9 protein-coding genes are annotated in these 6,996 nt (G+C 72.4%); 3 read left to right on the forward strand and 6 right to left on the reverse strand.

Annotation, left to right across the window (positions count from 1 at the left end; translation table 11 throughout):
• Positions 1-88: 88 nt before the first annotated feature.
• The 5 genes from PUR61_RS02525 to PUR61_RS02545 form a co-directional block, all read right to left on the reverse strand.
• The gene (locus PUR61_RS02525) at positions 89-697 is read right to left on the reverse strand and encodes a hypothetical protein (RefSeq protein WP_329875145.1); all 609 of its coding nucleotides are present in this window, start codon (positions 695-697) and stop codon (positions 89-91) included.
• Positions 694-1,356, reverse strand: coding sequence for a hypothetical protein (locus tag PUR61_RS02530; RefSeq protein WP_329875147.1), 663 nt, complete (start codon positions 1,354-1,356; stop codon positions 694-696). Before PUR61_RS02530 ends, PUR61_RS02525 begins: the two co-directional genes overlap by 4 nt.
• 31 nt (positions 1,357-1,387) lie before the next feature.
• Positions 1,388-1,792: a sigma factor-like helix-turn-helix DNA-binding protein gene (locus PUR61_RS02535; RefSeq protein ID WP_329875149.1), complete on the reverse strand. Its 405-nt coding sequence runs from the start codon at positions 1,790-1,792 to the stop codon at positions 1,388-1,390.
• A gap of 113 nt (positions 1,793-1,905) precedes the next feature.
• On the reverse strand, positions 1,906-3,027 hold the full coding sequence (locus tag PUR61_RS02540; RefSeq protein WP_329875151.1) for a helix-turn-helix domain-containing protein: 1,122 nt from the start codon (positions 3,025-3,027) through the stop codon (positions 1,906-1,908).
• Between the two features lie 190 nt (positions 3,028-3,217).
• Positions 3,218-3,355, reverse strand: a complete 138-nt coding sequence (locus PUR61_RS02545; protein WP_329875153.1) for a hypothetical protein — start codon at positions 3,353-3,355, stop codon at positions 3,218-3,220.
• 751 nt (positions 3,356-4,106) lie between these two features.
• Between PUR61_RS02545 and PUR61_RS02550 the strand changes: the two genes are divergently transcribed.
• From PUR61_RS02550 to PUR61_RS02560, 3 genes are all read left to right on the forward strand, one after another.
• On the forward strand, positions 4,107-5,114 hold the full coding sequence (locus PUR61_RS02550) for a hypothetical protein (RefSeq protein WP_329875155.1): 1,008 nt from the start codon (positions 4,107-4,109) through the stop codon (positions 5,112-5,114).
• 204 nt (positions 5,115-5,318) lie between these two features.
• Positions 5,319-5,543 (forward strand): Ku protein, encoded by a 225-nt coding sequence (locus PUR61_RS02555; RefSeq protein ID WP_329875161.1) that lies wholly within the window; start codon positions 5,319-5,321, stop codon positions 5,541-5,543.
• Complete coding sequence (locus PUR61_RS02560; protein ID WP_329875157.1) at positions 5,459-6,049, forward strand: hypothetical protein; 591 nt, start codon at positions 5,459-5,461, stop codon at positions 6,047-6,049. Before PUR61_RS02555 ends, PUR61_RS02560 begins: the two co-directional genes overlap by 85 nt.
• 95 nt (positions 6,050-6,144) lie before the next feature.
• On the opposite strand, the gene PUR61_RS02565 is transcribed toward PUR61_RS02560, so the two are convergent.
• Complete coding sequence (locus PUR61_RS02565) at positions 6,145-6,723, reverse strand: GIY-YIG nuclease family protein (RefSeq protein WP_329875159.1); 579 nt, start codon at positions 6,721-6,723, stop codon at positions 6,145-6,147.
• Positions 6,724-6,996 lie beyond the last annotated feature (273 nt).

Genomic DNA, 6,996 nt, shown 5'->3' on the forward strand with positions numbered 1-6,996 from the left:
GCGTACTACGGCAGCGGTTTGGTCACCCCGTGACAGCCAAGGCCCGCGATATCATCAGGCAGAAACCAAGCTCAACGAGCCCTTGCACTCACCAGCCGGGCTGCCACCCAACCCGCTGACACCACCCCACCCACTCACACCACCAGCCGTCGCCGAGCCCGGACCACCGGCTCCCGGTGACCTGCAGGCGCAGCTGGGCGCCGGGCCAGGGGTCGGGGGTGAGCAGGATCGTGCCGGTGCGGCGCAGATGGGCGGCGAGGCGATCAAGGGCCCGCGGGCCCAAGCCGACCGGGGCGGCCGCGAGGACGACGGGGCAGGCGGCGGCGAGCGCGGTGATCACCTCGGCTGCGTGCTCGCCAGGGTGGTCGGCGACCAGGAGGCGGCGTAGGTCGAGGCCGTAGCCGGCGGCTGCGGCCAGGCCGAGTTCCGGGAGGCCGACCGCTGCCGTCCAGGCGTATGGGTCGGCGGTGGCGGGGCCGACGGCGAGCGCGAGCAGCAGGCTCGTGTCGGCGGCCTCGGTGATGGTGCCCTTGGCGAGGCCGCCGTGCGGCAGCAGCCCGGCGAGCGGGGCGAGGACCGGCAGGACCGTGGCCTCGGCCTCACGGGCCCGCGTGGCGGGGGACGTCGCCTCGAGCAGGCCGGCGAGGCGCTCCCGGCGGTCGGCATCGCGCCGGTCCACGGCGGCCGGCGTCGTCACGTGCAGGCCCCACCGGTCGCCGCGTCGGCGCCGGGGACAGGGCCGTCGTCCGCGGGCCTGGCCGGCGTAACGGGGTACCCGGCCGCGGGAAGGGGCTGCAGGGCGGCGGGGTCGGCGATCACCCAGGCCGCGGCCCTGTCCTCGCCCCAACGGGCGTGCGCGATCCAGGGCAGTCCCGGGCCCGGCCGACGCCGGGCCGTCACCAGTGCCGAACGCCACTCGCCTGCCGCGCGCAGCCAGGCCAGGCGCCAGCACCGGTCGCCCCCGTCCGGGTCCGGCGTGCCGGCCAGCTCGGCGGGTACGACGACGGCGTCCTGCCACTGGCCGAAGTACGGCACGGTGGTCGGCGGCGGTCCGGCGGGTTCGGGCAGCGGGCGGATCTGCTCGGGATCGAACAGGAACCACCCCCACCCCTGATCGACGGTGCCGTCGGCGGCCCAGCGCACGTGCACCACCCACATCGCGCTGCCGGGCGGGCGCCGCCAGACCGTGAGCATCCCAGGCCGCCACCCGCCGCCGAGCCGGACCTCCACCAGCCGCCACCTGCGCACATCCCTCGACGCCCCCGGCAGGGTCATCAGCTCCCGGGGAGCCCGCTCGGCGTCACCCGGCATCGGGGCCGGGTGCGCGGGACGGGAGAAGGGGACAGCAGCAGTCATGGAACAAGTGTTCGATAAAAGATGGACGTGATCAAACGTCAGCTCCGCCGCCCGGGCGCATGGCCAGGGACCGGACCTGGACCCGGACTGCGGCGGCAGCGGTGCCGGTCACCTGCGCGACGGCGTCCTCCGGCAGGTCCAGGACCACGCGGAGGAGGAAGACGTCCTGCTGTTGAGCGGTGAGGTGGGCGACCGGTGGGAGCGGGTGCGGACCGGCCAGGGCGCGGACCCGGCTGCGTACGGCCTGCCAGGCATGGGCGGCGGGGCTCTCGGTGGCGAGGACCTCCTGCCAGAGGTCGGCGAGGTCCGCGAAGGCCTGGTTGACCGCGAGCGGGGCCTCGGCAGGGGAGAGCAGGAGGGCTGCGTACTGGAGGTAGCGCTCCCGGTGCAGTTCGTGGAGCGCGTGGAGCTCGAGGGCGCGTCGTGCTGTGGACATGCTTCTCCCCTGGAGCGCGTGGAGTGACCGGGTGGTCGAGGGTCGGAGGCGCTCCGGCGTGGCGCCCAGGAGGCCGATGGGCCCACTGGCCCCCGCCGGAGCTTCGGGTCGGCTCAGAAGCTCTCCGCCGGGAGCCCGCTGCTGGGCTGCTGAGGACCGCACCACTGGGCCGGCAGCGGGTTCTCCGGGGTCCACCGGGGGTTCTGCGCGAGCTGGACGCACTCCCACAGTCCCTTGATCCTGGCGGGCTTTCCCTCCAGGGCGGTGACCACGATGGCGATGTCGCGCCACGAGCCGCACTGCGCGCCACTGATGATCCCGGCCACCTGTTCGGGCGTAAGCCGACCCTCGGTGCGCTCGGAGACGAAGCAGGCGTCGGGCCGGTGGGCCGCCATGTGGAGGCCTTGCAGGGCGGCGGTGAGCCGGGCGCGGGCGAAGCTGTTCGCGTGGGGCCGGCCGGCGAAGAAGGGCCCGGAGTCGTGCTGCCCCCTGGCCTCCTCCCACAGGATCCTGAACTGCTCCGCCTCGACGTCGCAGGCCGCCGCGAAGCGGGTCACCACCTCCCAGCTCGGAAGTCGCGTCCCCGAGAGCATCCGGGAGACGTAGGAGGCAGAGACCCTCGACTCGGTGGCGATCTGCCGCATGGTCTTGCCCGACGAGCGCTGTGCCTGGGAGAGCGCGCTGGCGAGCCTGGCCTGGAGGTCCCGGGCGGCGAACACCGCCGAGGCTTTGGGCCGCCGGGAGTCGGCGACCCTGCGGCTCGTGGACCGCCGGGGCCGACGGCCCGCCTGCTCGCGCCATCGCTGGAGAAGCCGTGCCCCCTTCCCTTCGTCCCAGCGCGTGCGCGCCGTCTCCGTGCTCACGCCGGTGGTCCTGGCGATGTCCGACCAGCGCACGCCCCGCGTCCTGGCCTTCAGGACCACGCCGCTGAGGACGTCCTCCAATGCCTTGGCGACCGCCGCGGCGTGCTCCAGTTCGGCGAGGTCGCTGATGCGGGGGTCGGAGGAGCGGCCCACGACGTTGCTCAGCCGCTTGGAGCGTTCGGCGAGGTCATGCGTGAGCCTGGCCACGGCCGTGTCGTAGAGCGGCGCCGACGGCGGGACGGGGTCGGCGGCGCGCTTGCGGTTCGCGAGCACCCGGCACCTCGGGGTGCAGAAGCGCGGGGAGCGGCCGCGGTTGCTCTTGCGTTCGAAATCCTGCTTGCACTGCTCGCAGGTCAGAAGGGGCGGATTCATTTCCGGTCCTCGAATGCCCGGCAGGTTCGCGCGAACGGGTGAGAGCCATGGTTCTCGTTATCGTTACGCAGACCCGACAATCCAGTACGGCACGTACGAATTGCTCCACGACACCGATCTGTTGGCACGTGGGTGGAGCCGGTTGCCCGGCCGCGCGAAACCGGCGGCCGGGCAACCGGGAGACGATCGCTCAGCGACGACGGCGCTGGTAGACGATGTGGGAACGGTTGGCAAGCACGCTCACGGCCCAGACCGTCAGACCCGAGGCCGCACCCTGCCACAACAGGGCCAGGACGCCCGGAACCGCGACGAGCAGACCACCACTCACTCGTACCCCGAGGTCACTGCCGCTCCGGGTTTCCCCGGTCGGCGGGAGAGGCATGTTAGGTTCGGTGCCACGAACGGTCCTCACCTCAGAGGACCGGTTCCGCATCCGGTCAGGGGTCATCTTCAGCTCCTTGATCAACGGTTATTGCGACAGAGCCCCGGCAATCGGTTTCTCAGGCCCGCCGGGGCTCTCCGTATTCGGGACACTACAGTGCGATCACCCGAGCGCGTTAACGGCTCATCCGCTTAAACCACGCCGAAGAATGCGTATTCGAACGAACTGATCAGAAACGGTCAGATTCGGTTGGCGAACGCCTGCGTGCAATACCAGGGCGGACTGTTTAAGTCCATCCAGGCCAACCATTTCGAGCCCGTCGGGTAAACGAAACTCAAACTTCCTTGCTCAACGTGCGGATCCGCCTTCCAGTACCCTCTCGCACACCCCTGACCAGGCGCCGGGCACGACCGACAAGGTGCCGCCCCGCATGTTGACCACCGAAGAACTCGGCGCCGTCAACATCGAGCGCCCCCACTGATCACCCGAAACAGAGTGCAGAAACTAAACTAAAAATATATAAATCAGAATATTTCCCCCACCGGGATCCCGCCCGGCAGCCGCACCGCACCGGTGCAGCGCCACGCCGACACCGGAATCGGCACCGCACCGGCCACCATCGCATCCGTTCCGACCAGAGCGAAGCAGGTGAACGACACCGCCGTCCGCCGGACCACCGGCCGTAGAGTCCGGGACGATGACCGCTCCCGACTTCGACCGGATCGCCGACGAGCTCTACACGCTCGACCCGGCGGACTTCACCGCCGCCCGCGACGACCACGCCGACCGACTGAAGAAGACCGACCCGCGGCTCGCCAAGCGGATCCGCGCGCTGCACCGCCCCACCCATGCCGCGTGGGCCGCCAACCTCCTCGCCCGCCGGCACCCGGACCTGGTCGGCGAGCTATTGGACCTCGGCCGGGCGCTGCGCGACGCCCAGGAGCACCTCGCGGGCGAGCGGCTGCGCGAGCTCGTCGAGCAGCGCCGCCGACTGGTGCGGGCCCTGACCACGCGGGCGGTCCAGGACGCGGCGGCCGCCGGGCACCCGCTCGGCACCGGCGCCGTCGCCGACCTGGACGGCACGCTGAGCGCCGCACTCGCCGACCCCGACGCCGCCGACGCCCTCGCCGCAGGCCGGCTGACCACCGCCCTTCAGCCCGTGGCCTGGCCCGGCGCGCCGGAAGGCGAGGCTACGGCAGCACCCAGCCGGTCGCCCGGCACGGAGGCGGCATCGTCCCTGTCGGCACGCAGGTCGCGGTCGACGCCGAGAGCCGGGGAGGTGCCGTCGAGCAAGGCGGCGGCCGGAGCGAAGGCCTCGGCCTCGGCCGCGGCCGAGGCGGCAGCCGAGCGGGAGCACCTGCGTGAGGTGGAGCGGGCCGAGGAGGCGCTGACCAGGGCGGAGCAGGCCCGGGCCGATGCGGCCGGCCGGGCCGAGGCCGCCGGGCGCGCGCTCGAGGAGGCCGAGGCCGAGCAGCGGGAGGCGGCGGCGGAAGCCGAGCGCGCCCGGGCCGCACTGGACAAGGCCCATCGGCACGACGCCCAAGCGCAGGAGGACGTCGACCGGGCCGACGAACGGGTGCGGGCCGCCCAAGAGGCGGAACGCCTTGCCGGCAATGAGGCGGAGCGCACCAGCGAGGCGGTCCGGGGCGCGGCCGCCCGGGTACGGGAGCTGGAGGGCGGCAGCGACCGGCCCAAGCAGGACTGACCGCGGCGCCCCGGCAGCTCAGGCGACGAGCCGGCCGTGCCGCGGGCGCGACCGCCGCCTCCGGACTCGGGCCCCAACACTGAGGCGGTGCCCGTCGGCCCACCACCGCGTGCGCGACAACGCCCCGGCGGCGACGCTGGCGGTGAACCGTCGCCGGCTGTCGGCCGGCGCGCTGCGAGAAGGGAGGCCTCCGTGGCCCGACCCATGTGGACCGGCGTGCTCACCTTTGGCCTGGTCACCGTCCCAGTCGCCCTCTACACCGCGACCTCCAGCCACGACGTGCGCTTCCACCAGCTGCAGCGCGGCACCTCCGACCGCGTGCGCAACAAGCGCGTCAACGCACGATGCACTTCGCCGACGAGGTCCGCGACGCCCGCACCGAGGTGGGCGACCTGCCGGAGAAGACCAAGCTCTCCGCCCAGGAGGTGAGGACCGCCGAGCAGCTGATCGGCATGCTCGCCATCGACTGGAAGCCCGAGGACTGGCACGACACCTACGAGGAGCAGGTGAAGAAGCTCGTCGAGGACAAGCTCGCCGGCCGCGAGATCGCCGTCTCCGCCGGCCCCGCCCCGGAGGCCACCAACGTCGTCGACCTCATGGACGCCCTGCGCCGCAGCCTCGAAGGCGCCCGCAAGGGCGAACCCGTCGAGAAGACGACGCGGTCATCCGCAGGCCGGAAGGCCCCGGCCACCGCCGCCCGGACCCCGAAGGCCACGGGCGGCAAGAGGAGCACCACCGCCACGAAGACGTCCGTCCGAAAGAGCCCAGCGAAGCGCGCCAGCGCCACCGGCAAGCGGCAGCTGTCCGCACTCACCAAGGCCGAGCTCTACGAACGCGCCACCGACCTCGACGTCCAGGGCCGCTCCACCATGACCCGCGACCAACTCCAACACGCCCTCGAACACGCAGGCCGCCGCCACCGCGCCGCCTCCTGAACAGGCAGCTCCACCACGACCGGCACCGGCAGGCCGTTGCACGAGGCGGAGCTCGGCAACCGGAACAGCAACGGGAGTGGCCAGCGCCCACGGGATCAGTGGAAGAGCGCAAGCTGGTCACTGGCGACCTCCCGCGGCTCGGGCTCCGGGCGTGTGCCGGCCGTCGAAGAGGCGGTCAGGGCGTTCGCACGTTGCGGGCGGAGGACGCGCCGGGCGGGAACGGGAGTCGCCGTGTCGGCGAGAGCGGCGATCCGGGCCTCGACGGTCGTGGCGAGGACGGTCGGGGTGACGAGGTCGGCGTCGAAGGTCTCGGTCCAGCCGTTCGGCATGACGTCCACGTTCAGGTAGGGGCCGTGGCCGGCTTTCCGCAGTTCCTGGAGGACGGCCTGCTCGACGGCGTGGGCTTCGGCGCCGGTGAGGAAGTGCCAGTCCCGGGTGAGGGCCCAGCCAGCCCTGCGATGGTGGTTGACCCGCTCGTTGCGGCCTGCGGTGCCGCCGATGCCGATCTTGACCGCGTTGTACTGGGGGTGGTGAACGATGTAGACGCGGGCCGGGGCGGTGAGGTCGAAGCCGTGGCTGGCGCAGAATCGGCAGCCACCGCCGGTGCGGATCTTCATGAGGGTGGGTGTGACCTCGCGGCCGCAGGTCAGACAGCGGCAGCGCCACGGCGTCATGGACGTGCTGTACGGATCCAACGGCTCCAGGCCGGCTGCCCTCATCGCGGAGGCGGCCACTTCCGGATCCGTTCTGCGGCCCTCGGCCGCCTTCCGATCGGCGCAGCGACGGCACCCGCCCTGACCGGAGAGTGTCGCGCGTCAGACTTTGTGGCAGGGCTTGTTTCTTGCGGGTCCTGCCCTGTGAAGGAGTCTGATCGATCATGGTGAGGCCGCCGGCGTTGCCGCCGGAGGAGAAGGTCCGGATCGTGCTGTCGATCCTGGCCGGTGAGA

This window comes from Streptomyces sp. BE20 (assembly GCF_036322525.1).
Lineage (GTDB): Bacteria > Actinomycetota > Actinomycetes > Streptomycetales > Streptomycetaceae > Kitasatospora.

Excerpts from the sequence above, each read along its gene's own strand:
- PUR61_RS02530 (WP_329875147.1), bottom strand. The coding sequence starts at position 1,356 with ATGACTGCTGCTGTCCCCTTCTCCCGTCCCGCGCACCCGGCCCCGATG.
- PUR61_RS02535 (WP_329875149.1), bottom strand. The coding sequence starts at position 1,792 with ATGTCCACAGCACGACGCGCCCTCGAGCTCCACGCGCTCCACGAACTG.
- PUR61_RS02540 (WP_329875151.1), bottom strand. The coding sequence starts at position 3,027 with ATGAATCCGCCCCTTCTGACCTGCGAGCAGTGCAAGCAGGATTTCGAA.
- PUR61_RS02550 (WP_329875155.1), top strand. The coding sequence starts at position 4,107 with ATGACCGCTCCCGACTTCGACCGGATCGCCGACGAGCTCTACACGCTC.
- PUR61_RS02555 (WP_329875161.1), top strand. The coding sequence starts at position 5,319 with ATGTGGACCGGCGTGCTCACCTTTGGCCTGGTCACCGTCCCAGTCGCC.
- PUR61_RS02560 (WP_329875157.1), top strand. The coding sequence starts at position 5,459 with ATGCACTTCGCCGACGAGGTCCGCGACGCCCGCACCGAGGTGGGCGAC.
- PUR61_RS02565 (WP_329875159.1), bottom strand. The coding sequence starts at position 6,723 with ATGACGCCGTGGCGCTGCCGCTGTCTGACCTGCGGCCGCGAGGTCACA.